This window comes from Bacillus cereus group sp. MG4 (assembly GCF_040460055.1).
GTDB lineage: Bacteria > Bacillota > Bacilli > Bacillales > Bacillaceae_G > Bacillus_A > Bacillus_A wiedmannii.
Map to the genome: position 1 here is coordinate 3,854,434 of NZ_JARVGZ010000001.1, position 23,377 is coordinate 3,877,810.

The window sequence follows — 23,377 nt, forward strand, 5'->3', positions numbered from 1 at the left end:
TGAAATGGGTTTGCTCGTTATGCGAGCGCCCATTTTTTATAACTAAAAATAGTTTATAATAGAAGAGAGACTTTATAAAAAAGTAAATGTTTTTGGAGGTGAACTGTTGTGTTTTCACGTTTTACACTTCAACCATGTGCATTAAAAGACGAATTAGATTTAAAGCAATTTGAAGCGCTTTTAGAAAAACGCCCACAATATGAACTGACAGAGAATGAGATGAAGTTTAGTTATATAGCAACTCGTATTCTTGGTGTTCCTAATGATGTAGATGAATATTTCAATGAGCTATTTGATTATAGCGAAGTGAAAGGGATCGTGGTTTTGCATGAACAAAATTTAAATAAGGTGATTGATCCCGAAAAACTGCGCCATATTCAAGAAGTTTTTACATTACATCAAGAAGCACCGAATGGCCTTACAGTAAATAGGCTTGTCGCCCATCTGTCTGGAAAACAACTATTACCACAAGTAGACAATCCTGACTTACAGCATTATATACATACGACGTTTATTTCTGTATTGAAATTGTATGAAAAACAACATAACCAATCATTAAAAACAGAAGGATTCCGTCGTTTCTTAATCGATATGATTAAGTTAAGTGACAATTACGTAGCGAAGTGGTTCTCTACGATTAATTATAAGAAACAAATGCCGCGCATTATTTGGTACGGTGATGCACAGGAAAGCCGTATATATTTCTTATACTTTCTTATTATGCTCGGTTGCGATGTACTTTATTATCACCCAGAAGGAAAAGATGGATTTGAGAATGTTGATGAGGAAGGAAGAAGTTTTGTTGTGTCTCATCCAGGTCGGATTTCTCTTGAGCCATTTCCAGATCGCCGCCGTGAGCGAGTTGCCACAGTAGCGTATCAGGCTTCAAAAGAAATTGAACAAGTACTTCACCACGATAACTCACTGCTGTACAAGCCATGGCAATTTCGTTCCTATACGCCTGTAGCTCGTACGCTCAAAACAACGTATGATGAACTCTTTTTAATTACGAAAGAAAAAGCATTTGTGCGTCCAACATTCTTTGTTGAGAATAAACACATTTATATCCCTTCTTTATTTGCGAAAATATCAGGTGTTTCAAAGAATGATAAAGAATATTTTCAACGATTAAAGGCTATTACATCATTTGATAACAGTTTATTAATTAATACATTTCCGTTTACGAAAGAACAAAAAGCGAATTTCCAATATCATTACCGAGATGCATTAGACCGCGGGGGGAAATTACACCCTGATTTAATTATGAACAGTCATTGGTGGCCACATAAACGTTTGCCAGAAGGATTGCAACATGGTATTGCAGAGGCGATCATCCATACGTGCGAAAGTGAAATGTGTAAACCCATTGCGAAAGAGACGAAACAAGATGTAGCACTGTATGTTTTCGCACAGCTTTCTCAAATACCGCCGAACATTTTAGAGCAACTTGAGAAATTTGATTACTCGCAAGAAGTACCGAAAATTGTTATATTTAATAATGAGAAGAGCGGAGAATTAAGCCGTTCGGATGCTGTTTTATTATTATTTTTAAATCAAATTGGGGTAGATGTATTCCACTTTAATCCAACAGGGAGAAATGATATTGAACCGTATATTGAAGCAGGAGCATTTGATTCCCATTGGCTTGAAGAAGTTAATTTCGATCTTGAGTTTCATGGTTCATCAGCCTATAAAAATTTATCACAAACAATAAAAGGACTATTTCGTCCATTTTTATAAGGAAAGGGAGAATGCCATATGAATAACCCAGTCATACTAGATTCGAAAACAGAATTAAATGAGCAAACGGCACAAGATGTTCGTTTACAACTTAGACAAGATGCAGAAGTACAACGTATTTATAATGCAGTAGATATTAAAGATCAGTTAGAATTAATCGAGCTTGGAAAAGAACCATCTATGGAAATTTCACGTTTCGCTGATCAAATTTTACATACAATGTCTTTATCAAAAATAGAAGACTCTGGAGAATTATTAAAACAACTTGGTAAAATTATGGACAGATTCGATAGCAAAGACTTTGCGGAAGAGAAAAGCGGTTTCTTCTCACGTATGTTCAAAAAAGCTGATAAAATGATTGAACAGATCTTTAGTAAGTACCAAACAATGGGTCGCGAAATGGATAAAGTATACGTAGAAATTACAAAGTATCAAGATGAAATGAAAAAATCAATCGGTACATTAGATGGTTTATATGAGCAAAATTTAAAATATTATTTAGACTTAGAAAAGTATGTAGTAGCAGGGGAAATGTTATTAGAGCGTTTAAATACAGAGTTGGTTCCAATGTACGAAGAGCGTGTGCGTAACAATGACCAATTAGCAGGTATTGAATTAGAATCACTGAAAAACTCTGTTGAAATTTTAGAGCAGCGCATTGATGATTTAGAAAAAGCACGTATGGTTGCGCTACTTACAGCACCACAAATTCGTATGGTTCAACGTGGTAATAATAAATTAATTGGTAAAATCAATACAGCATTTATTACAACGATTCCTATCTTTAAAAATGGTATTATTCAAGCGGTAAATGCGAAACGTCAAAAGCTTGTTGCAGATTCTATGGCTGAACTTGATCGTCGTACAAATGAATTACTTAAGAAAAATGCACAAAATATCGCAACGCAAAGTGTGGAAGTAGCGAGATTATCAGGTTCTTCTAGTATTAAGATGGAAACACTTGAGGAAACTTGGAACATTATTTCAAGAGGTATGCAAGAAACAAAACAAATTGAAGAGCAAAATAAACGTGAGCGTGAAGAAAGCCGCAAGCGTATGGCTACGTTAACAGAGAACATAAAAAAAGAATTACAAGGATAAAGTGAAACTTTAATCAGCGGGGACATCTCCCACAAATAGTGAAATAAATGAAAAGGCAATGAGGAATAATCCTCATTGCCTCTTAGTTTCTCTTTACTAATTTAATGATCTCATTCACAACAAGTGGAATGATACTTAATAAGAGAACAAATCCCCAATCTCGCATCGTTAATGCATGTACACCGAATATATTTGCAAGAGGTGGGATGGAGATGATACAAACTTGCATAAGAACACCAATAAGAAGGGAGAAGACTAAATATTTATTTGTAAAAATCCCAATTGAAAAAATGGATTTCGTTCTTGAACGCAAGTTAAATGAATGAACGAGCTGAGAAAAACTAAGAACGACAAATGCCATCGTTTGAGCGTGTAATAGAGCATCTTCATCAATTTTCTCTGGGAAAAGAGGAAATAAATTTGTATCTCCGGTATAGAATTTTGCCCCGGCGATAAAGGCTGCTAACGTTAAAAGTCCAATGACAGCCCCATTGAAAATAAGAAAAGGAACGCTACCACTAAACAAGCTTTCTTTCGCATGTCGTGGTTTTTCTTTCATAACATCTGGATCTTCAGGATCAACTCCAAGTGATAATGCAGGTAGTGTATCGGTAATTAAATTTACCCACAAAATGTGAATAGGCCGTAGTGGTGTTGCCCAACCGAGTAAAATCGCCAAAAATAAAGCGATAATTTCTCCAAAGTTACAAGAGAGTAAGAAGAGAATTGATTTTTTTATGTTACGATAAATATTTCTACCTTCCTCAACAGCTTTCACGATAGATGAGAAATTATCATCAGTTAACACTACATCCGCTGCCCCTTTTGCAACATCTGTCCCTGTAATGCCCATCGCTACGCCAACATCTGCTTGTTTTAAGGATGGGGCATCATTAACACCATCACCAGTCATAGAAACGATATTTCCTTTTGCACGTAATGCTTTTACAATCTTTACTTTATGTTCCGGAGAGACCCTAGCGAATACATTTAAGTGATTAATTTTGCTTGCTAGTTCTGTATCTGGAATATTATCTAATTCAGTTCCAATCATAATTTCAGATTTTTCTTTAGCAATACCAAGTTCTTTGGCAATTGCAAAGGCGGTATCTTTATGGTCACCAGTAATCATAACTGTGCGAATACCGGCTTTTTTACATTCTGTAATGGAATCTTTTACTTCAGTTCGCGGTGGATCAATCATACCGACAAGACCGATAAAGATGAGATTTTCTTCAAGGTGATCTATAACCACATCGTTTGAATTGTATTGTTTAAATGCGAATGAAAGTACTCTTAAAGCCTCTTGAGACATTGCCCCGGCAGCTTCTAATATTTGATTTTTATCAGCATCTGTTAGAATCTCGATTTTACCGTTTTTAAATATGTGGGTACATCGAGGTAAGAGTTTATCAATAGCACCTTTTGTCATGCTATAGTAGCTTTCATCGTATGTATGAACGGTTGACATCATTTTACGATCTGAATCGAAAGGTAGCTCGTTAACACGTTCATGTATCTGTTCTAAATGATCCTTTTGCATGTTAAAAGTGCTTCCGGCAACGAGAAGGGCGATTTCTGTAGGGTCCCCTGTTTGTGAATCGGAACCGTAAGACGCATCGTTGCATAGCACCATATTTTCTAACAATAGACGTTGTACATCATTATTTACATTTAAGTTTTCTAAGTGGTCGTATGTGTTATCACTATAAAAGTGAGTAACGGTCATTTTATTTTGCGTTAACGTACCTGTTTTATCTGAACAAATAATTGTGACAGAACCGAGAGCTTCGACAGCTGGTAGTTTACGAATGATAACATTTTGTTTAATCATTCGCTGCACACCAATTGCAAGAACGATGGAAACGATAGCCGGCAAGCCTTCTGGAATAGCTGCAACGGCTAAACTAATAGCAGTCATAAACATTTCTAACGTATCTCGTCCTTGTAAAAAACCGATGATAAACATAATGACGCAAATAGATACAGCGACAAAGCCTAAATACTTTCCGACTTGTGCTAAGCTCTTTTGAAGTGGTGTCATATCATCGTCGGCTTCATGTAAAAGGGTAGCAATCTTACCAATTTGTGAGTTCATTCCAGTTTCAACAGCGACACCGACTCCGCGCCCATATGTTACTAGTGTCGACATAAAGGCCATATTTTTTTGATCGCCTAACGGTACTTGCTCATCACTTTGCATAGAAGGGTGGTAAATTGCATCTTTATCAACAGGGACAGATTCACCAGTTAGAGCAGATTCTTCAACTTTTAAATTTGCGGTTTCGATAAGTCGCAAGTCACATGGGATATAACGTCCTGCATCCAGCATGACAATATCACCTGGAACGACTTGTTCAGATGGAATTTCTTTTAGTTCACCATCTCGCTTGACGATAGCTTTAGGTGTCGCCATCTTTTTCAATGCCTCTAAAGCTTGTTCTGCTTTCGATTCTTGGACGACGCCAATAACAGCGTTTAAAACTACAACGAGCGCGATAATACTTGCATCAGCCCATTCACCTACAAAGGCAGAAATAAGGGCAGCAATAATAAGGACATATACGAGGACGTCATTAATTTGGGCGAAAATACGCTGCCATAACGTGCGTTTTTGTTTTGTAGCTAATTCATTAGAACCGTATTGCTTTAAACGTTCATTTACAATTTCATCTGTTAAACCGTGTTGTTCGTTTGTTTCTAAGTCAATTAATGTTTGATCTTTCGTCTTACTGTACCAATTGCTCATAAGTAAGCACCTCCAGTAAAAACAGTTAGCAATGGTAGTGTTGCTATTATTTGTGAGTAGTATGTATGGAGAAAAAATCTAAGATGAGGTTCTACTTCTATTGTACAATATTTTACAGTTGGTTGAGGGAAAGAGAAGAGTTGTCATGAATTTGTTGGAAATAAAAAAGAGCCCCATAGTGAGGCTTTTTACTTTTTAATTAATGTACCTAATTCTTCTGTAATAGCTTGCATTTCACTGATGCTGAATGTTTCACGTTTCATAACGTGCTCATAGATGTCACGTAAGTCTTCGTACATTTCTTCATTAAAGCTAGCAGCTCTCATCGCTCCAGCATTAACCATACGTAATTTTTCTTTAATAGCTTCAACCATATATTCAACATTTTCTTCTGACTTTACGGATAAATCCACCGAAGTGTCCCCCCTTTAAAATAACATAAAGCTATCTTAACATTTTTTATCATTTTCGTTAATAAATCTTTTCAATCCTATTAAATTAGTAGGGATTTCCTTTATAATTAATAATTGGTTGTTTATACTATAAGTATATATTAAGAAATGCACCAAGAAGGGAAGAAACAAAAATATGGTTCAAGTATTGTTTGTTTGTCTTGGGAACATTTGTCGTTCTCCGATGGCAGAAGCGATTTTCCGAGATCTTGTCGTAAAAGAGGGACTCGAAGAGAAAATTGTCATTGATTCTGCAGGAACTGGAGAGTGGCATATTGGCCATCCGCCACATAAAGGAACACAAAAAATTTTACAAGAAAATGCAGTCACTTTTGAAGGAATTAAAGCAAGGCAAGTAGAAAAAGAAGACTTAACAAAGTTTGATTATATTATTGCCATGGACAACAAGAATATAGCAGATTTAAAAAGTTTAGGTAAAACTGGAGGCTATATTGGTAGGCTGTCCGATTTTGTTCCAGACGGTGGCTGGACAGACGTTCCCGACCCTTACTATACAGGGAATTTCCAAGAAGTATATGACCTTGTAACAGAAGGGTGTGTAAAGCTATTAGCTTTCATTCGAAATGAACAAGGAATATGAGGAAGCTTAGAAAGAAATACTTTCTAACATAAGAAATGAAAGGGTGAAGGAATATGGCAAAGAAAAATAATATTGCTCGAAACATTGCGATTGGTGTAGCTGCAGGTGTAGCTGTATCTATGTTAAAGAAAGAAAACCGTGAAAAAGTAAAAAATACAGCAGAAAAAGCAAAAACAAAGATGATTGAAATTGGTGAAAATGCAAAAATCAAAGAAAAAGTGCAAACTGTTACAGATAAAGGACGCGAACTTGCTGACTTCAATGTAGTAAAAGCGAAAGTAGCAGAAATTAAAAAATTGACGCCGTCTGTTGTAGAGACGTTAAAAGAAACGAAAGAAATTTTTAGTAAGAAAAAGGTTGAGCCAGCAGAGAAGCCAGAAACGATTGAAATTCAAGCTGTATCTCCAAAGGTAGATGAGCTGAAAGCAGAGGAAGAGCCAGTAGTTGCTGAAGATGGTGGTATGAAAGAAGCGCGTGAATTGTTTATAAAAGACTCAAATGTAGAGGAAAAAAAAACTGAAGCGTACATTGAGTTGAAGCAAGATAAAGAAGAGAAGAAAAGCGTTTAAACATATATGAGAAAAATTTTAGAAAAGGTGAGAAGAAATCGTACTTATTCGTTTGGTAAAGATTTGTATGACCGGACGATGCGCGATGATGTAGCGGGCTTGGCAGCACAGCTCGCTTATTTCTTCTTGCTTGCGATTTTTCCTGGGCTTGTTTTCTTAATTACGCTTCTTGGATTCATTGACCTTCAAACAGAAAGTGTGCTCAATTTATTAGAACCGTACGTACCCGAAGATGCAATGTCTTTAATTGAAGTAAACGTTGATAAAGTTGTAAATGAGCAAAATGGTGGTTTATTATCATTTGGTTTATTATCAATGCTATGGTTTGCTTCAAACGGGGTAAATGCGGTTATGAATGCATTCAACCGTGCGTACGATGTAACAGAAACGCGTTCTTTTATTAAAACAAGAGCGTTATCAATCGTATTTACATTAGCAATTATTTTTATGATTGTGTTTGCGCTAATTGTTCCAGTGTTTGGACAAGTCATTGGGGCAGCGGTATTTAAAGCAATTGGTTTATCGGATAGTTTTTCTTACGTGTGGAGTATTACGCGGTTAGTAGCGAGTTTCTTCGTGTTATTTGCATTGTTTAGTTTTTTATATACGTTTGCACCAGATCGAAAGTTAAAAAGAAGAGAAGTCATTTCAGGAGCAATATTTGCTACTGTAGGATGGATTGTGGTATCGTACTCATTTGCTTATTATGTAGATAAGTTTGCAAATTACGCCAATACATATGGTGGTCTTGGTGGTATTATTATTTTAATGTTATGGTTCTACTTAACCGGGTGGGTAATTTTACTTGGCGGTGAAATTAATGGTTTACTCCATCATTATAGAACGGGTGACAATAATTCCCGTAATGAAAAGTGACTTCTTGTTCCATAATAATAAGGAACAGGGGGGATATTTCATGAGTAATAATAAAAAGAATCACAATAATAAAAATAACAATAAACAAAAGAGTAGTTCGCATCCAAAGCATAAAACGAGTAGTAGTGCGAACGGGCATAATAGCTACCACTAGAAAAAAACGGGTCCTCTATGAGGGACCCGTTTTTATTTGTTTCCTTTTAATAATCGTAAGCCATTCAAAATGACAAGAATCGTACTTCCTTCATGTCCAATAACACCGAATGGAAGAGCTAAAAATTGCAAGAAGTTTGAACAAATCAGCATTGCGATTACAGCTAGTGAAAAGATTACGTTTTGCTTTACAATACGGTTCATTCGTTTTGATAAACGGATTGCTTGGGAAAGTCGAGATAATTCGTTTTTCATAAGTACAACGTCTGCAGTTTCTAAAGCTACGTCTGTTCCTTCCCCCATTGCTACACCAATGCTAGCAGTAGCGAGTGCAGGGGCATCATTTATACCATCTCCGACCATTGCTACCGTCCCGTATTTTTCTTTTAGCTTTTTAATTGTTTCAACTTTTGTTTCTGGTAAGCATGATGCGTAATATTCCTTTATATTACTTTCGGAGGCAATTGCTTTTGCTGTTTCTTCATTATCTCCAGTAATCATAATTGCTTCGACACCGATGCTTTGTAATTCGCGAATAGCAGTTATTGTTTCTTGGCGAAGTGTATCTTTTAAAGCAATGAGCCCAAGAATACCTTTTTCATCACTAATATAAACGACAGTTTTACCTTCTTTTTCAAGTGAAGCAGAAATACCATTATGGAATGTCTTTGTTTCTTCCCCGATAAAATCAGCTTTACCTATTTTATAAGCTTTGTTTTCAAGTATTCCTTTTAGTCCAAAACCAGTTACATCTTCAACATTTTCTGGTTTTTGTAATGTAATGTCATACGCATGTTGTGCATATTTAACGATAGATTCCGCTAAAGGATGTGTAGAGTGACTTTCAATTGATGCTGTAATAGAAAGTACTTCTTTTTCTGTCATATTTTCTCGAACATATACATCTGTTACGGTAGGTTTACCTTCTGTTAATGTGCCTGTTTTATCAAAGGCGATCGCTTTTACTGAAGCGAGGCGTTCTAAATGTATGCCACCTTTAAAGAGAATTCCATTTCTTGCTCCGTTAGAAATTGCAGATAATGTTGCTGGTGTAATGGCAGCAACGAGTGCACAAGGAGATGCGACTACAAGTAAGATCATAGCGCGATAAAACGTTTCATTCCAGCTCCAGTCAAGTACGAAATGAGGAACGAACATCATAAGCGCAACAACGAGTAGTACCCCTTTTACGTATGTTCCTTCAAACTTTTCGATGAATAGTTGTGATGGTGATTTTTCGCTTTGTGCACTTTGGACGAGACGGATAATCTTTTGGAATAATGTTTGATCGCTCGGCTTCGTAATTTTAACTTCGATAGCACCGCGTAAATTTACAGTACCGGCAAATACTTCATCACCGAATTTTTTCTCATTCGGAATAGGCTCCCCTGTAATAGCGGCTTCATCGATATTTGTTTCACCATTATGAATCGTACCGTCAGCAGGAACGCGCTCACCTGGCTTAATTAAAATAATGTCGTTAATTTGTAATCGTCTAACAGGAACACGTTCCTCAGTTCCATTTGAAATACGTAATGCTTCTTCAGGTTGTAAATCAAGAAGCGCTGAGATTTCTTTTTGACTTTTACTTAATGTATAAGATTCCATCGCACCGCTTAGTGCGAAGATAAAGATTAAAATTGCACCTTCTGCCCAGTAGCCAATGATTGCAGCACCGATAGCAGCAAAGAGCATGAGCATTTCGACATTGAGCTCTTTCTCTTCAATTGTATCTTCAATACCTTCTTTCGCTTTTGCATATCCACCAACTATATAAGCAAGGATATAGCAAGTAATGCCTACATTCATTACATCGTTCTTTGTGAATAACCAACCAGCCAAAATGAAAATACCAGACGCGATTGCAAATATAAGTTCATAATGTTTCTTTAATGTATCCCATAAAGAGGGATGAGAAATAGACTTTTGTACTTGTAATGTTTTTACTTCTGAGTTCATTACTACTCGCTCCTTCCAAATTCTTATTGAGAAAAAGAATCAAAATCGAAACCCCTATAAAACGACGAAAGCTGCCATCCATAATGGATAGCAGCATTTCTGTTGAATCTGATTTTAATAGTTATTATGTTGTAATTATTCTATAGTATAGCATATGTTTTCGTTAGATGGTATGTTTTTGTTTGCGTATAAACTGAAAACTTGTGTTTTCACACTTCCTTTGGTATATATGAATATTGTTCGTAAAAAGATCGGAAAGGAAGACCACAAGTGAAGACAGAGAAATTTTTTACCCATCCGATTGGCGTGTTTATTGCTGCAATAGTAGCGACTTTTTTATGGGGGAGCGCATTCCCATTTATTAAATTAAGTTATGCTGAACTTGGAATTCAGCCACAAGAAGTTGGGGAGCAAATATTATTTGCTGGTTATCGTTTCTTTTTATCTGGAGTAATGCTCATATTTTTCTTTAAAGTGTTAGGAAAAGATATGAACTTCAAAAAAGGAACGGGGAAGCAGTTAGTACAAATTGGTTTATTTCAAACATTCCTTCAATATATATGTTTTTATATTGGGATGAGTTATAGCTCTGGTATTGAAGGAGCTATCATTTCAGGAACATCATCATTTTTTCAAATTTTACTCGCGCATTTTTTATATAAAGATGACGCTCTTAATGTGAGAAAAGTAATTGGAGTTTCTATCGGCTTCTGTGGTGTCATTTTAGTAAATGTACCGAGTGATGGTAGTTTGTCATTCCATTTCGGAATCGGTAGCTTATTACTTCTGAGTGCAGCAATGTTGTATTCATATGGGAATATATTGGCGAAAGAAGGTAGTAAAACATTAGATATTGGCTATATGACAGCATACCAAATGATTTTTGGTTCTATCGGACTATTATGTATAGGGGCTTTGCAAGTTGGAGTTATGCCATTTACATTTAGTATACATGCAATACTCATGCTTATCTATTTATCTTTCTTATCCGCAGCAGGCTTTTGTATTTGGAATACAATTATGAAGTACAACAAGGTTGGAAAAGTATCAATGTACATGTTCTTTATACCCGTATTTGGTGTTTTATTATCGAGCATGATTTTAGGAGAAGCAATTCATTCATTTGTATTATTCGGTTTAGCATGTGTAGCTGCGGGAATTATTGTGGTGAATCGAGCACCAGCTAAGCAGAAAATGGAGCAAGAAAAACAAGTAGCATAGATGAAGAGAAAACGATTACAATGGAAGAACAGTACTGTTCTTCTTTTTTTGTATAGAAAAAGGATAATAGACTAGGTGTAACGAAAAAAGATACAAAAAGTATTTATTGAGGAGAACATATTATGAATCTACTTTACATGGTGTTAATTGCACAAATAATTCTTTTTCTAATTGGTGCAATGTACGCAATAGGGCAGACAAAAAAAACAAGAAATAATATGCCGTTACCTTTAGCGGTGCGTCTTATTCTTAGTTTTTCTTTAACAGTAAGTGCAATTTGGATATGGTTACAAGATCCATCAGTAGCGTATAGTACGTGGGTTGCACTAGGTATGACGTTATCGACTGTAGGAGATTTATTTATGGCAGGTTTGATTCCAATTGGTCACAGGTTAATTGGAGGAATGATTACTTTCGCTCTTGCGCATTGTTTTTATGTAAAAGCATTTTTGCAAACAGGCATTTCATGGAATGGTTTTTGGATTGGGTTACTCGTATATGGACTCTTTCTAATTATAGGATGGTTCTTTTTTATACGAAATGATAAACAAGATAAATTGTTTACGATAGGAGCTCTAATTTACGGATTGTGGGTTGGAGGAATGGCTTGCTTTGCATTCGCCTTATACTATGAGAATACAGGAATATGGTGGATACCAGCTTTTGGTGGTTTACTATTTGTGATTTCTGATTTCATTATAGGTGTGACAGATATTGGAGGGCGCAAATTAAAGTATGAACCACTTTGGATTTGGTTTACATATGTAGCGGCTCAAATGTGTATTGTATATGTGGGAATATAAAAAGATACTCTCAAAATAGTGGATAGACTATTTTGAGGGGATCTTTTTTACTGCTCGCAAATAGTGAGATAAATATAGATTATGGTATATAAAAATAATAAATTTATGAGGATGTTATTTTTAAGTTTGTAATATTACAATTATATAATTCAGAATTTTGTGGAAATTTTACAGTTGAATTCCTTATAATAAAAGTAAAAAGATGATGAGATGGTGGAATGATGCAAAAGAAAAAACGTTTGCGTGAATTCTTTGGAACAATTGCAATTGCATGTTTGTTAGTGTTTTTAGCGAAAATTTTTGTGTTTTTTCCTACGACTGTAAAAGGAGCGTCCATGAAGCCGACGTTACAAGATGGGGATAAGCTGATTGTTAATAAGTTAGCAAAGCAGTTTGAAAGTTATGGGAGAGAAGATATTATTGTTGTGAAGACGGATAATTTTTATGTGAAAAGGGTTATTGGTTTGCCTGGCGATGTAATCGAGGTGAGAAATGATCAATTATATGTGAATCATGAAGTGACACAGGAAGCGTATTTGTATAGTAATAAAAAACAAGCTGAAAAAAAACTTATGAATTTAACAGAGGACTTTGGACCGATTACAGTTCCTAAAAATAAGATTTTTGTTATGGGAGATAATCGCCTAATAAGCAGAGATAGTAGAAATGGTTTAGGACTTATTGATAGAGAAGATGTATTAGGAGAATTAGCGGCAATTTATTATCCAATTGAACATATGAAAATAATGAATTAAAGTAAAAAACCAAGCAAACTGAAATGAAGTGAACCCGAATAGTGGTACATGAAAAAAACACCTCCTGAATTCGCATACTAAGTATGCAAATTCAATGGAGGTGTTTTTTCGTATGACGACAAGAGTTCATTACCCAGAAGAAACAAAGTGGAAAGTAATTGAAATGAAGAAAGATGGTTATTCAAATCGTACAATTATGGAGAAACTCGGAATTAAAAATGTTTCCCAAATTAAGACATGGATGAAATGGTATCGTACAGATCAAACGTATCGTTTTCAACAACCTATAGGAAAACAATATTCTTATGGAAAAGGACCAAAAGAGCTCAGTGAATTAGAACAACTACGTTTAGAAAATAAGCATCTAAAAACAAAATTACTTGTATGGGGAAAGTATCTGGAAATCGAAAGGGGCTGAAACCAGAAACTGTAGTTACTTTATGGAAAAATGTAAAAACAAAAATAACGATAAAAGAATTGTGTAACGTATTAGAATTACCCCGTTCCACATTTTATCGCTGGTTACAACGAACGGAAGATCGGAAAGATGATATAGAAGAGAAAGTAAAGGACGTCTGTCTTAGGCATAAATTTCGGTATGGATATCGAAGAGTGACGGCTACTCTTCAAAAAATGGGACTGTGTGTTAATCATAAAAAAGTATTACGAATCATGAGACAAAATCACATTCTTTCAAAAGTACGTCGAAAGAAAAAGAAATATATCAATGGTGCGGAACCAATGGTAGCCCCTCATCGATTGGAGCGTGAATTCGATGCATCCAGACCAAATGACAAGTGGTTTACAGATGTGACGTATCTCTTATTTGGAGAGCGTACCTTGTATTTATCAACGATCATGGATGCCTTTAATCGTGAAATTATTAGTTGTGTCATCAGCGAATCACAAACACTGGCATTAGCGATGAAGACATTGAAACAAGCAATGAGAGGGCGAAGAGTAAAAGATGTCCTTCTTCACTCGGATCAAGGAAGTATTTATACAGCAAAAGAATTTCAAGCGTATGCCAAAGAAAACGGCATTATCACCAGCATGTCCCGGAGAGGAAATTGCCATGATAATGCCGTCATGGAAAGCTTCTTTGGTCATTTGAAAAGTGAAGCTTTCTATTCACAAGAGATAACAAAAGTATCCAACACAACTGTGCGAAAGATTGTGCTAGAATACATTCATTACTACAATTGTGTGCGAATTCAAGAAAAATTAAACCACCTATCCCCTAAAGAATTTAGGGAACAAGTGGTTTAGGTGTTTTGATTGGTGTCCCGTTTTCGGGGTTCACTTCAGAAATTTGCTTGGTTTTTTATGTTAAATCGTAGGAGACTCATTAAATTCATAGACGTCTTCATTGTTTTTGTTTGTATTTAAAACGAATTTGTGCTGCAATAGTTGCAGTTTAAAGAATGCTAACGGATCGTGATAAGTTTCTGGGTTGCTTCTTAATGTTGCTAATGTTTGCTCGTCTTCCTGTATTTCAAGTTGAGCTGCTTCTACATTTTGTTTCAATATGCTAAGTGGATCTTTAAAGAACATCATGATATCTCGTTCTAATGCGCCTTCAAATACTTCAAATTGAAGGAAGAATTGTTTTGAGATTGTTTGAGCAATTTCCGTATAGTCTTCCGTTTCAATGTATTGTTTATATTTGTTTGCGAGCATAGACTGATTTTTTTGCATGTTACCAAATAGTTTTCCCGCACTTTTTAAGAAAAATTGTGTCGGTGTAAAGCGTAATAAAATATTGATGTTCGTTACTGTAATTCTATTTGTCATGCGTACAACATCTCGATGCCAATCATCTAGTAATTTGAAATCACAAGGAAGTTTCATGCGTTCTTCTTTATATAATTTATTAAACGTTTCACTCATTTCATCTAAATAAGATTGAGCTTGAATAAATTCATTATGAGCTGTTTCAATCCACTCCTGAATAGAACCAGTAAATTTAGGAAGAAGCACTTGTTGTACATGTTTTTGAACTCGTTCGTTCATCGCAGCATTTAATTCTTCATGAACTAATTTGAAGTCGCTATCTTCTTGAACAAGGTCAGAACAACTCTGTAATAATTCAGGAATTTGAGAATGGATATCTCGTGTGATTTCTTCTTTCGTTAAAAGATAAGATTCTGTAATAGAACGAATTTTATCTTTTTCAAGAGCAGTAAGGTTGTTAATAAATCCATTTAATTTAACTGAGATATGTTTATTCCAGCGTACGGATTTCACTAATGTATTTTCTAACTCCACACGTTCATTTACAAGGTATGCGATTGTCTTTTGAGTAAACCATATTAGTTTTTCTATACGTTCTTGTTCCATGTTACGTTCTGCTAGATTAGAAAGAATAGACTCTGTCACGTCTCCAAGTTGCTGGCTACTCTCTTGTGAAGGAGAGTATGGGAAGAACTGTGCATTTGGGAAATGGACTTTAATCTTACTCATTAGTTTTTCATTATTGGTCGTATTATTTGTGTGTAATACGAAATGAATTTGTAAATTTGGCACTTGTTCACGTAAATAAAGTAATGTATCAAGTTCTTCACCATGTAATGGTGAAGCAGAATTTAATACGTAAATAAGGCTATCTGCTGCTTGTAAGTATTCAAAATATGAGCTGTTTTTATCCACTTGCCCTTGAACAGGTGGCGTAACAAGAAATGCAAATTTATTTTTTCTTAAAAATCTACTTGGTAACTTAATTTCTATACATTTTTTCTCAAGTTCTGATTCGGAAGGTGTAGCCATTCTTTGATGGAATTCATCAAAGCTAGGTATATTGTGTACATCTAACGCAGTGAATTCTGTTATTTCAGTTTGGCTATCATCTTTAAATAGAATAGGAGTTGTTACAGTCTCAGTTAAGATGTTCTCTCCTAGTATTGAATTGATGAAGGATGATTTATCATGGTCACTAGTTCCCGCTATTAGTAATTGTGTAACATTTAAATCACACAGTTCGTGAACGAGTAACGTAAATTGATGACTTAAATCTACATCGTTTTTTTCAGCCCATACAGCAATTGTTTCGAATAAATGAGAAACTGTTTCCATATTTACATCTGTTTCAGCTGTTGAATTAGAAAGTAGGGCTCCAGCACTTTTTACGAGTAATGACTCTAAAGTTGTAGGTGAAACTTCATTCCATGCTAACACTGCAGCAGAGACAAATAGGGCATCTTTTGCTTTCGTTAAACTAAACCAATTTGTTAATAAATCTGGTACAAGTCCCTGCATTTCATGCATGAAATGCTCACCAGTAATTAACTCAAAGTACGTATCTTGATAGCGTTCAACAATTTCATGCCAATCGTCATTGTTGTCTGTTTCAATATGTAAGAATAAATGATTTATTGTTTGAATCCAAGGTAGATGCAAGTTTTCATTTTGATAGCTGTTCCAAAGCGCAATAACAAGTTCTTTAAATTGGACTTGATCAATTGCATATAAAGCTTTTAAAGATTCATAGAAATATTCTGGTTTGATTTGTTTCGTGAATCCTTGATTCACATAATTGATTAAAGTATCGAACCAGTGTAACGATTTTGTTCGAATTCCTTCTTGAACGGCAAGTTCGATAGCATTATTCCAATCTTCTTGTTTTTCATAGAATGAGCGAGCAATTGCAGTGATATTAGGATAGTCAGGTTGAAATGCAACAGCCTCACTAATCGTCTTAAATGCTAGACCTAAACGATCTTGTTCGATGTAAAGAGAAAGAAGTTGTAAGGAAACTTCCATTGTAAGAGTTGTATCTTCCGTTTGAATAGATTGATAAATCTCTTCTGCTTTTGGCAAGAATCCTAGTTCAAAATAAGAATCCGCAATATTTTTGGTTGCCCAAAGTGCAAGTTCGTTATTTACTTTCTCCCATTTAAATATCGCTGCTTCAAAGTCTTTATTTTGGTAATAAAATTCACCTTGAGCAAAGCGGATATTAGAAATGTTGGAGAATTCATTTGTAGATTCATTTATATATGCTTCACCGAGTACTTCTGATACTGGAGTAGAAGTTTCTTCTGTTAAAAATGTTTTATAGTAAACCTTTTGGATAAATTGATTTTCAATGGTCATGTTCGTTCCCCCTGTATAATTTAGAAAAATGATGTTGTATGTAAAGGGTGTATGTTCTTTTAATAGGTAGAAGTTGCATTATATCGACCAAACTATGTTTTTGCTAGATATATCATTTTTCCTGAGAGTTAAACCGTTGCGAAAAGTAACTTTCCTTTATTGTAACAAAAAAACAAGCATATGAATTTTTATTTTTTAATCCGGCTATTTGCGGGTAGTAAGACTAGCGCTTCAAAAATTGGTGAATACAAGGGAAGTAGGCGGGAGTCGGGCGCACAATTGGTGTGTGCTAAAAATTAGTGAGGATGAGCAAATCACCACTGATTAATGGTTCGCTTTCTTCCTGCTAAAGGAATGGATAGAAGTAGAGTTCATTATAAAAACAATGTATAGTGAATATGTATACCATGTTTGTCTGAAAGATAGAAAGGGCACAATGTGGAATAACGATCGTGCATAGGATGTGTTTTCCGAATGGAACAACATATTGGCGAGTTAATCGCGCATTATGGGTATTTTGGAATTATTATAGCGTTGGCCGGTGGAATTGTTGGATTACCGATACCAGACGAGTTTTTATTGACCTTCGTTGGTTATAACGTTTCTAAAGGAGTTATGTCAGGAACGGCTGCTTTTTTAAGTGGAATGGCTGGTGCGATGTTAGGTATTACATTAAGCTACATATTAGGTTTAAAACTTGGGCTCCCTGTTTTAAAAAAATATGGGCCGAAGATTAGAATTAAAGAACATCACATTGAAAAAACACATATTTTATTTGAAAAATATGGACCATTTCTTTTAATGATTGGTTACTTTATCCCGGGAGTACGTCATTTAACAGCATATTTTGCTGGGATGTCGAATTTAACACTTTGGCGTTTTTGTTTGTATGCTTACGGTGGTGCGCTTATTTGGATAAGTGTTTTTATTGGACTTGGCTGGAAGTTAGGAGAGAAGTGGCGTTTCGTTGAGTATAGCCTACATCATTACGGAGTATGGATTTTATTCATTTCAGTAGTTGTTACATGTATTGTATGGTTTTATATAAAGAAAAAGAAAAACCGCTATTAGCGGTTTTTTTAGCTGAAAGCAATAAATAATACACCAGCTGTAATAAAGACTACACCAACGCCAGTCATAAAGTTTAACTTTTCACCGAGTATAATCATCGCGAGGATGATAGAAAATACGACGCTTAATTTATCGATAGGAGCCACTTGTGAGACTTTCCCTGTTTTGAGGGCAAGAAAATAAAATAGCCATGACGAAGCACCTGCAACCCCACTTAATGTGATAAAGAGCAGTGCTTTTTTATTTAGCAGTACGTCGCCGATATTTTGAAATTTACCTTGGATAATAATAACGCCCACCATAAATAATGCCATAATAATAGAACGAACCGTTGTTGCAACATTGGCATCGATTCCATCTAAACCAATCTTTCCGAAAATAGATACAAGGGCAGCAGCGATTGCTGATAATAGTGCGAATAAGAGCCATGAACTCATAGTAAAATTCCTCCAATCTTACATTATTATACATGAAAACCATTCTCACGTATAAAGTGAAACTTTAATCAGTGGGATTTTACCGCCCCGCAAATAACGAAATAATCCCCACCTTATATTGCTAATAAGGTGGGGATTATTATACTACTCTGCAATTTCTTCATACAAAAAGTACGTTACATTATAAATATGTTCTACTTCATCGTCTGTCATAAACAATAATTCATCACGCTCAATCCCTTTTTTCTTTTCAATAAACTCAATCATGTTTTTGCGTTCTTCTCTTTTCATCAATTTTATTTCTCCCCTCAATCTGTTTTAATACAGTTTATTTAAGTTACTGCTATTATATAACAGAATCTTTAGAAAGTTCCACCTATTTTATTGTTTTTTTCAGAAGAACTTTTCGACAAAACAAGCCCACCTAAAGGGGGCTTGTTTTATTTTATAGTCGTAAAAACTCGGGCTCCGTCGTACCAGCACCATCGATGTAGTAAATTGTGTCGGGATTGATTTTTATTAATACGTAATTAGGGTCTTCAGGACCAAGTAACCAGCGTTTTAAGCTATTATTCCAAAACTTGTTTTTTAATGTGGAATCTTCCTCGATGGAAGCTAAGCCTTCAACTTCAATATAATCTTCATCTAATTTTTTTCCTTCACGTCCAAGTAGTACATGTACATTTGGATTGTTTTCGATATCTGTTATCTTTTTTGATTTCCGATCTGTTGCAACATATAACACAAAATCTTCGTGGAAAAACATCATAAAGGTACTATGAGGTTTATTTTCACGTACAGTAGATAATACACCAGTTCGTTGACCGCAAATAATAGTTTCAATTTTTTCTTTTAAATGCATGCTTTTAACCCCTGTTCATAATTTATTATTTTCTCCGTTTAAACAAGATAATTTAAATATCTTTTATACTGTTTTCTTCAATCCGATTTTTTAAACGTAATTGTGATGAAATCGGACAAGTTAGGAGAAGAATAATAATAATATCGAGGAGAAATACATACGATGGAAGGATGAAAAGCATGTTTAATAAAATATTTCTTATAGTAGCGCTGATCGGGGTACCACTTTCTGTACTTGGAAAAATGCTTCATTGGCCTCAAACAATTATGTTCGCTGTGTATTGCATTACTATTATCGCCTTAGCGGGTTTTATGGGGAGAGCGACAGAAAGTTTGGCAATTGTCTCTGGACCTAGAATAGGCGGATTATTAAATGCTACTTTCGGTAATGCTGTTGAACTGATTATTTCGATTTTTGCACTTCAGGCGGGATTAATTGAGGTTGTATTAGCCTCTTTAACGGGTTCTGTACTTGGGAATTTATTATTAGTAGGAGGGCTATCCTTCTTTATAGGAGGGCTTAAATACAAAAGACAAAGTTTTAATGTATATGATGCAAGGCATAATTCAGCTTTATTAATCTTTGCTGTAGTAGTAGCTTTTGTTATTCCAGAGATTTTTTCAATGAAGATGGATGCTGGAAAGACGTATCAATTAAGTATCGGTGTGTCTATTATCATGATTATTATGTACCTTGCTGCATTGCTATTTAAGCTCGTTACGCATCGTGGTGTATATCAGCATAAAAGTGACGAAGTAGCTCATGAGGAAGAGCCAGAGTGGTCGAAAGGTAAAGCGCTAATCATTTTAGCAATAGCGACAATTGCGGTCGCTTATGTGTCAGAGGCGCTCGTGCATACATTTGAGACAGTTGCAAAGTCATTTGGTTGGTCAGAGTTATTTATAGGGGTTATTATCGTTGCAATTGTTGGGAATGCAGCGGAACATGCATCTGCAATTATTATGGCGTATAAAAATAAAGTAAATATTGCAGTTGAAATTGCAGTCGGTTCTACGTTGCAAATTGCCATGTTTGTTGCTCCTGTATTAGTACTGCTTTCTATGTTCTTTGCACAAAGGATGCCTTTAGTATTTACAATACCAGAACTTGTTTCTATGATTACAGCTGTTTTCTTAACGATTGCGATTTCAAATGATGGAGATACAAATTGGTTTGAAGGCGGTACTTTATTAGCGGCGTATGTCATTATGGGAATTGGTTTTTATTTATTATGAAAAATAGGCATAACAATTGTATTGAGAGAAAACAATAAACAAAGTAGTATATATACCTTTACGTAGGAAGGAGCCAGACAGGTGAAACGAGTATACAGCATATGTCTTTCAACTATGGTCTCGTTTATTCTATTATTTCCTAACATGAGTTTTGCAAAGACAACGGTAGAAACAAAAATGCCTTCATCTGTTTTAAATATTTCTAAAGACAATACGTTTCCAAATGATGCGCAAGATTTGCCGCGCTTACAACCGAGTAAGTTTGCTCAAGAACTATTGAAAACAGCAAATATTAAAATTGAAAATCCGGACTTAATTCGAATGTTTAATGAAACGACAATTTCGAATGCGCCGCTTGCGGTAGGATACCGAGCGAAGATTTATTTAGGTCAATGGGCTTTAAATTATGAATCGGTTGATACATCGATTAATTGGGAATATAAACAAGTAAATCGCAATGTGTACGATAATCGCGGAGGAGATCGCTTATATCCGCTACGCTATAAGCAAGAAACGCAAAAGACGGTTGAAGGTGATTTAACAGCAGATATGAAAAATACTGCGGATGTGAAAAAAATGATGCTTCTCAAAGCACTTGAAAAAGTACAATTGCCGCTTTCATTTAAAACGACCATTGGTTATGGTACTGGACATGAGCGTGTGTATAATATTAGTCCGAGTCAACTTGGATATTTATACGCTTATACACCAGCAGTAAATGAAAAAGGAAAAGTAACATTTGGAGAAGTGTACCTTGTGTTAAAAGGAAATCAAAAGAGGCTTGTAGTAAAAAATATTACCTCACAAGGAATCGGAGCTGCTATTCCAATTCACGATCATTTGTATTTTAAATTCATTTCTTCTTCTCACTCGCAATAATATGAAAAAACGTCAGCTTATAAGCTGACGTTTTTATTTATCCCGCTATTTGTGGGCAATTGGTTCAACTAATAATCAGTGGGGAATGAACAAAACCTCCACTGATTAAAGTTGAACTTTAAAATGTTATGTTTGCTGTTTTTGATAAGAAGTCTTCTGTCGGATAGTAGCTATTTTTTACAAGAACATTTGGTCCAAGGCATTTTACTGCAGGACAGTGACAGCTTAATGATTGTGCTGTTTTTGAAGCACTCCATTTGTCATACGCTTCTTGTAGTGTGTTTGTTTGTACGTTACCTAGAAGGGGGACGTCACCGAAATCAGTTACAATAATATTTCCATCGAAAATGTTAACGTTTAAACGAGAACGACCATCTGGATCGTTACGAACTGTTACATTTTTGCTTTCTTGTAATTTCTTAAATGTGACGATGTCTCGCTCATCATCGCTACAAGCGTAGAAAGGTAAAGTTCCAAATAACATCCATACATTTTCATCGCGAATTTCTAGTAAATGCTCAATTGCATCACGAATTTCAGCTTTTGTTAAAATTTCTAGATTACTCGCGAAGTCACTTGGATACATTGGATGAACTTCGTGACGTTTACAGCCCATCTCTTCGACAATTTGACGATGAATATGTTCAATATGTGGTAGAGTTCTTTTGTTTAACATCGTTTCAGCTGATACGAGTACACCTGCATCTGATAGAGCTTTACTATTTGTAATCATTCGTTCAAATAATTTTGCACGTTGTTCATAAGTAGGTTTACGTTCCATCATTGCAAATCCACCTTCAACGAAGTCATCAATTGTTCCCCAGTTATGGGATATATGCAATACGTCTAAATAAGGAATAATCTGTTCGTAACGTGCTAAATCTATAGTTAAGTTTGAGTTGATTTGAGTGCGAACGCCTCGTTCATGGGCGTATTTTAAGAGTGGTGTTACATAGTTGTCGACGGATTTCTTTGAAAGCATTGGTTCTCCGCCAGTAATACTTAAAGAACGTAAATGAGGAATCTCATCTAATCGTTTTAATAAAAGCTCCATCGGAAGCGGATTTGGATCTTTCGGCTGTAATGTGTAACCAACAGCACAATGCTCGCAACGCATATTGCATAACGTTGTCGTTGTAAACTCAACGTTTGTTAATAGTAGTTTGCCGTACTCTTCAAGGTCCATATACGCTTCCCATGGATCGTAAGAAGGAGTAATCGGCTTCATTTTTTGTGATATCGTCATATGAAATACTCCTTTGACTATTGAAATAACAATTTGTCCATTCTCTATAATAGAAGAATATGTACTTTTTATAAAGTGAAACTTTTTTGTGAAAAAAGAGAGAGGGCTTACATTTGAATGAATGACTGTGACAAAATTGATGAAATTTCATGCCCATAGCAATCATTTTTGCGGTATAATAAAAGCAACTCGAATTAAAAGGAGAGTGCCTTCATGGGAAAAGCAATTGAGGATAAAGATTCACAACTAGTATATTTAAAAGAACGTTTAAATATGTTCATTGAAGTAATTGATACAATTGAACCTGAAGAAGTAGAGTTAGAAGATGTAGATCGTCTTCTTGCGATGTTAGATGAATTAGAATTAAAATGTGAGCAATTTAAAAAAGACGAATAATATATTAAAAAGGCTGCCAATGCAAAATTGGCAGCCTTTTTCTGTATGGATAATAGAAGGACGGTAGAAAAAAAGGTATAATCAAGTTGTGAAAAATTTCATTTATGCTTTAATAGCGTGAAACAAATAAAAAGCTGAAGAGCATAACGATGGAATTTTCAGCTCATAACGTTTTGGTAG

General features: G+C 35.3%; 21 protein-coding genes. 13 read left to right on the forward strand and 8 right to left on the reverse strand.

The features are described 5' to 3' along the window. The first annotated feature begins 108 nt into the window (after positions 1–108). Both QCI41_RS20235 and QCI41_RS20240 read left to right on the forward strand, forming a co-directional pair. A complete protein-coding gene (locus QCI41_RS20235; protein ID WP_060486921.1) occupies positions 109–1,740 on the forward strand; it encodes a YceG family protein in 1,632 nt (543 codons plus the stop codon). A gap of 18 nt (positions 1,741–1,758) precedes the next feature. Next, entirely contained in the window at positions 1,759–2,841 is a 1,083-nt protein-coding gene (locus QCI41_RS20240; RefSeq protein ID WP_001064401.1) for a toxic anion resistance protein, read from the forward strand. Between the two features lie 82 nt (positions 2,842–2,923). Here the strand turns inward: QCI41_RS20240 and QCI41_RS20245 are convergent, their stop codons facing one another. Both QCI41_RS20245 and QCI41_RS20250 read right to left on the reverse strand, forming a co-directional pair. Beyond that, positions 2,924–5,590: a cation-translocating P-type ATPase gene (locus tag QCI41_RS20245; RefSeq protein ID WP_060486922.1), complete on the reverse strand. Its 2,667-nt coding sequence runs from the start codon at positions 5,588–5,590 to the stop codon at positions 2,924–2,926. A 188-nt stretch (positions 5,591–5,778) separates the two neighbouring features. Next, positions 5,779–6,003, reverse strand: a complete 225-nt coding sequence (locus QCI41_RS20250) for a DUF1128 domain-containing protein (RefSeq protein WP_000366197.1) — start codon at positions 6,001–6,003, stop codon at positions 5,779–5,781. Positions 6,004–6,178: 175 nt separating this feature from the next. Between QCI41_RS20250 and QCI41_RS20255 the strand changes: the two genes are divergently transcribed. From QCI41_RS20255 to QCI41_RS20265, 3 genes are read left to right on the forward strand one after another with little or no spacing between them, the layout of a single operon-like run. Continuing rightward, positions 6,179–6,643: a low molecular weight protein-tyrosine-phosphatase gene (locus QCI41_RS20255; protein ID WP_353836830.1), complete on the forward strand. Its 465-nt coding sequence runs from the start codon at positions 6,179–6,181 to the stop codon at positions 6,641–6,643. 53 nt (positions 6,644–6,696) lie between these two features. After that, complete coding sequence (locus QCI41_RS20260; protein ID WP_046958164.1) at positions 6,697–7,212, forward strand: DUF4075 domain-containing protein; 516 nt, start codon at positions 6,697–6,699, stop codon at positions 7,210–7,212. 6 nt (positions 7,213–7,218) lie between these two features. Further along, on the forward strand, positions 7,219–8,088 hold the full coding sequence (locus QCI41_RS20265; RefSeq protein ID WP_001226528.1) for a YihY/virulence factor BrkB family protein: 870 nt from the start codon (positions 7,219–7,221) through the stop codon (positions 8,086–8,088). A 186-nt stretch (positions 8,089–8,274) separates the two neighbouring features. Here the strand turns inward: QCI41_RS20265 and QCI41_RS20270 are convergent, their stop codons facing one another. Beyond that, a complete protein-coding gene (locus QCI41_RS20270) occupies positions 8,275–10,200 on the reverse strand; it encodes a heavy metal translocating P-type ATPase (RefSeq protein ID WP_353836829.1) in 1,926 nt (641 codons plus the stop codon). Between the two features lie 270 nt (positions 10,201–10,470). On the opposite strand from QCI41_RS20270, the gene QCI41_RS20275 reads away from it, so the two are divergent. The 4 genes from QCI41_RS20275 (at position 10,471) to QCI41_RS20290 (ending at position 14,248) form a co-directional block, all read left to right on the forward strand. Then, positions 10,471–11,421, forward strand: a complete 951-nt coding sequence (locus QCI41_RS20275) for a DMT family transporter (protein ID WP_353836828.1) — start codon at positions 10,471–10,473, stop codon at positions 11,419–11,421. Between the two features lie 122 nt (positions 11,422–11,543). After that, positions 11,544–12,224 (forward strand): lysoplasmalogenase, encoded by a 681-nt coding sequence (locus QCI41_RS20280; RefSeq protein ID WP_353836827.1) that lies wholly within the window; start codon positions 11,544–11,546, stop codon positions 12,222–12,224. 218 nt (positions 12,225–12,442) lie between these two features. Continuing rightward, positions 12,443–12,979, forward strand: coding sequence for a signal peptidase I (gene lepB, locus QCI41_RS20285; protein WP_000983292.1), 537 nt, complete (start codon positions 12,443–12,445; stop codon positions 12,977–12,979). Positions 12,980–13,091: 112 nt separating this feature from the next. Further along, a protein-coding gene (locus tag QCI41_RS20290) for an IS3 family transposase (RefSeq protein WP_353836606.1) occupies positions 13,092–14,248 on the forward strand; the annotation gives its coding sequence in 2 pieces (ribosomal slippage) (positions 13,092–13,344 and positions 13,344–14,248; 1,158 coding nt in all). Positions 14,249–14,308: 60 nt separating this feature from the next. Here QCI41_RS20290 and QCI41_RS20295 read toward each other — a convergent pair. Beyond that, positions 14,309–17,071, reverse strand: a complete 2,763-nt coding sequence (locus tag QCI41_RS20295; RefSeq protein ID WP_088092983.1) for a tetratricopeptide repeat protein — start codon at positions 17,069–17,071, stop codon at positions 14,309–14,311. Positions 17,072–17,545: 474 nt separating this feature from the next. On the opposite strand from QCI41_RS20295, the gene QCI41_RS20300 reads away from it, so the two are divergent. Next, positions 17,546–18,142, forward strand: a complete 597-nt coding sequence (locus QCI41_RS20300) for a DedA family protein (protein WP_046953695.1) — start codon at positions 17,546–17,548, stop codon at positions 18,140–18,142. Between the two features lie 8 nt (positions 18,143–18,150). On the opposite strand, the gene QCI41_RS20305 is transcribed toward QCI41_RS20300, so the two are convergent. The 3 genes from QCI41_RS20305 to QCI41_RS20315 form a co-directional block, all read right to left on the reverse strand. After that, a complete protein-coding gene (locus QCI41_RS20305) occupies positions 18,151–18,579 on the reverse strand; it encodes an EamA family transporter (protein ID WP_000100305.1) in 429 nt (142 codons plus the stop codon). A 144-nt stretch (positions 18,580–18,723) separates the two neighbouring features. After that, positions 18,724–18,870 (reverse strand): BH0509 family protein, encoded by a 147-nt coding sequence (locus QCI41_RS20310; RefSeq protein ID WP_000817786.1) that lies wholly within the window; start codon positions 18,868–18,870, stop codon positions 18,724–18,726. Positions 18,871–19,024: 154 nt separating this feature from the next. Further along, positions 19,025–19,441: a pyridoxamine 5'-phosphate oxidase family protein gene (locus QCI41_RS20315; RefSeq protein ID WP_000550224.1), complete on the reverse strand. Its 417-nt coding sequence runs from the start codon at positions 19,439–19,441 to the stop codon at positions 19,025–19,027. Between the two features lie 179 nt (positions 19,442–19,620). On the opposite strand from QCI41_RS20315, the gene cax reads away from it, so the two are divergent. Both cax and QCI41_RS20325 read left to right on the forward strand, forming a co-directional pair. Next, positions 19,621–20,676, forward strand: a complete 1,056-nt coding sequence (cax, locus tag QCI41_RS20320; protein ID WP_353836826.1) for a calcium/proton exchanger — start codon at positions 19,621–19,623, stop codon at positions 20,674–20,676. Between the two features lie 81 nt (positions 20,677–20,757). Beyond that, positions 20,758–21,555 (forward strand): YfkD famly protein, encoded by a 798-nt coding sequence (locus QCI41_RS20325; protein WP_033662157.1) that lies wholly within the window; start codon positions 20,758–20,760, stop codon positions 21,553–21,555. A 118-nt stretch (positions 21,556–21,673) separates the two neighbouring features. On the opposite strand, the gene yfkAB is transcribed toward QCI41_RS20325, so the two are convergent. Further along, positions 21,674–22,801 (reverse strand): radical SAM/CxCxxxxC motif protein YfkAB, encoded by a 1,128-nt coding sequence (gene yfkAB, locus QCI41_RS20330; RefSeq protein WP_060486929.1) that lies wholly within the window; start codon positions 22,799–22,801, stop codon positions 21,674–21,676. Between the two features lie 213 nt (positions 22,802–23,014). On the opposite strand from yfkAB, the gene QCI41_RS20335 reads away from it, so the two are divergent. After that, the gene (locus QCI41_RS20335; protein ID WP_000513547.1) at positions 23,015–23,197 is read left to right on the forward strand and encodes an SE1561 family protein; all 183 of its coding nucleotides are present in this window, start codon (positions 23,015–23,017) and stop codon (positions 23,195–23,197) included. Positions 23,198–23,377 lie beyond the last annotated feature (180 nt).

Excerpts from the sequence above, each read along its gene's own strand:
- QCI41_RS20240 (WP_001064401.1), top strand. The coding sequence starts at position 1,759 with ATGAATAACCCAGTCATACTAGATTCGAAAACAGAATTAAATGAGCAA.
- yfkAB (WP_060486929.1), bottom strand. The coding sequence starts at position 22,801 with ATGACGATATCACAAAAAATGAAGCCGATTACTCCTTCTTACGATCCA.
- QCI41_RS20310 (WP_000817786.1), bottom strand. The coding sequence starts at position 18,870 with ATGAAAAGAGAAGAACGCAAAAACATGATTGAGTTTATTGAAAAGAAA.
- lepB (WP_000983292.1), top strand. The coding sequence starts at position 12,443 with ATGATGCAAAAGAAAAAACGTTTGCGTGAATTCTTTGGAACAATTGCA.
- QCI41_RS20245 (WP_060486922.1), bottom strand. The coding sequence starts at position 5,590 with ATGAGCAATTGGTACAGTAAGACGAAAGATCAAACATTAATTGACTTA.
- QCI41_RS20295 (WP_088092983.1), bottom strand. The coding sequence starts at position 17,071 with ATGACCATTGAAAATCAATTTATCCAAAAGGTTTACTATAAAACATTT.
- cax (WP_353836826.1), top strand. The coding sequence starts at position 19,621 with ATGTTTAATAAAATATTTCTTATAGTAGCGCTGATCGGGGTACCACTT.
- QCI41_RS20300 (WP_046953695.1), top strand. The coding sequence starts at position 17,546 with ATGGAACAACATATTGGCGAGTTAATCGCGCATTATGGGTATTTTGGA.
- QCI41_RS20280 (WP_353836827.1), top strand. The coding sequence starts at position 11,544 with ATGAATCTACTTTACATGGTGTTAATTGCACAAATAATTCTTTTTCTA.
- QCI41_RS20270 (WP_353836829.1), bottom strand. The coding sequence starts at position 10,200 with ATGAACTCAGAAGTAAAAACATTACAAGTACAAAAGTCTATTTCTCAT.
- QCI41_RS20255 (WP_353836830.1), top strand. The coding sequence starts at position 6,179 with ATGGTTCAAGTATTGTTTGTTTGTCTTGGGAACATTTGTCGTTCTCCG.
- QCI41_RS20260 (WP_046958164.1), top strand. The coding sequence starts at position 6,697 with ATGGCAAAGAAAAATAATATTGCTCGAAACATTGCGATTGGTGTAGCT.
- QCI41_RS20315 (WP_000550224.1), bottom strand. The coding sequence starts at position 19,441 with ATGCATTTAAAAGAAAAAATTGAAACTATTATTTGCGGTCAACGAACT.
- QCI41_RS20265 (WP_001226528.1), top strand. The coding sequence starts at position 7,219 with ATGAGAAAAATTTTAGAAAAGGTGAGAAGAAATCGTACTTATTCGTTT.
- QCI41_RS20305 (WP_000100305.1), bottom strand. The coding sequence starts at position 18,579 with ATGAGTTCATGGCTCTTATTCGCACTATTATCAGCAATCGCTGCTGCC.
- QCI41_RS20335 (WP_000513547.1), top strand. The coding sequence starts at position 23,015 with ATGGGAAAAGCAATTGAGGATAAAGATTCACAACTAGTATATTTAAAA.